This is a genomic window from Neisseria wadsworthii 9715 (genome assembly GCF_000227765.1).
GTDB classification, from domain to species: Bacteria; Pseudomonadota; Gammaproteobacteria; order Burkholderiales; family Neisseriaceae; genus Neisseria; species Neisseria wadsworthii.
On the sequence record NZ_JH165168.1, the window covers coordinates 1 to 948 of the forward strand.

2 protein-coding genes and 1 pseudogene are annotated in these 948 nt (G+C 43.0%); all 3 read right to left on the reverse strand.

The features are described 5' to 3' along the window. On the reverse strand, nucleotides 1-269 hold a 269-nt coding region (locus tag HMPREF9370_RS11455; RefSeq protein ID WP_009117685.1), incomplete at its 3' end, for a DUF4179 domain-containing protein. 65 nt (nucleotides 270-334) lie between these two features. After that, the gene (locus HMPREF9370_RS11460) at nucleotides 335-577 is read right to left on the reverse strand and encodes a hypothetical protein (RefSeq protein ID WP_040667745.1); all 243 of its coding nucleotides are present in this window, start codon (nucleotides 575-577) and stop codon (nucleotides 335-337) included. Between the two features lie 30 nt (nucleotides 578-607). Beyond that, nucleotides 608-948: pseudogene (locus HMPREF9370_RS12245) on the reverse strand (hypothetical protein); the annotation flags it as partial.

Sequence of the window (948 nt, forward strand, 5' to 3'; positions counted from 1 at the left end):
CTTTCCATTGCCTGTTGCCGCAATTCTTCCGGACGGTAAAATTTCCTGTCGCGCCAGCAGTAGCCCGCCCTGTTTTTCTCGCGGTATTCCGCTTCGGATACGCCCTCGGGTTTCGGATCTTTCGCCATCAGGTTTTTCCAATAGGCGTATTTGTCGTTCGACAGCCCGTAGAAAACAACCGTCAGCAACAACAAAGCGGCCGTGACTTTTGCCCATCGCCACCGCCGCTTTTTCTTTTGGATTGGGGTTTTGTTCGCAGGATAATCCATTTGTTATCTTCCACCGTATTAATCATTTTGATTAAATCAATCGACAATGCCTGTCTGAAAAAGTTTCAGACAGGCATGGGTAAGTCATTAGTCTTTGTTGGTGCCGCCGATACAAACCTCCCACCACTGTTTTTCATATAATCCACCGCATCTATTTTCAACGCTTCCCTATCCGAATTATTCGGCCGGTTCATCCGGCTCTTCATATCTGCACAGTTGGGCGATGTGGGCGAATTCCATAAATAATGGGACAACACCCTGTCTACGGTTACTTGATCTACGGTTAAAGGTTTTTGATTGGTTGCCATGATTCTCTCCTAAGTTTTAATAATATTTAATCAAACATCATAATAATACGGTTGCCACAAAATATCCCCGCAGTTGTTCATAAAATATATATATGGATACTCTATTTGAAATGTTTCTTTTTTTTGAGGTTTAACAGATTGAGCTTTAACAGAATCCGAGCTCGTCATAAGTTGCCTTACTTCCAAATAAAAATTGCCCACTCCGTAATCACGAATATCGATATTATCCGGAATACGGTTTTCGGGCAGAATCTCAGCATCTTCCAAATGGGTAGTTAATTCATTCGGATGGATACGCGGCAAAACCTGCTCTTTCGGCAAAACCGTGCAGCAATCCGAACCGAATAAATTATTTGGGGCATCGTAATCTC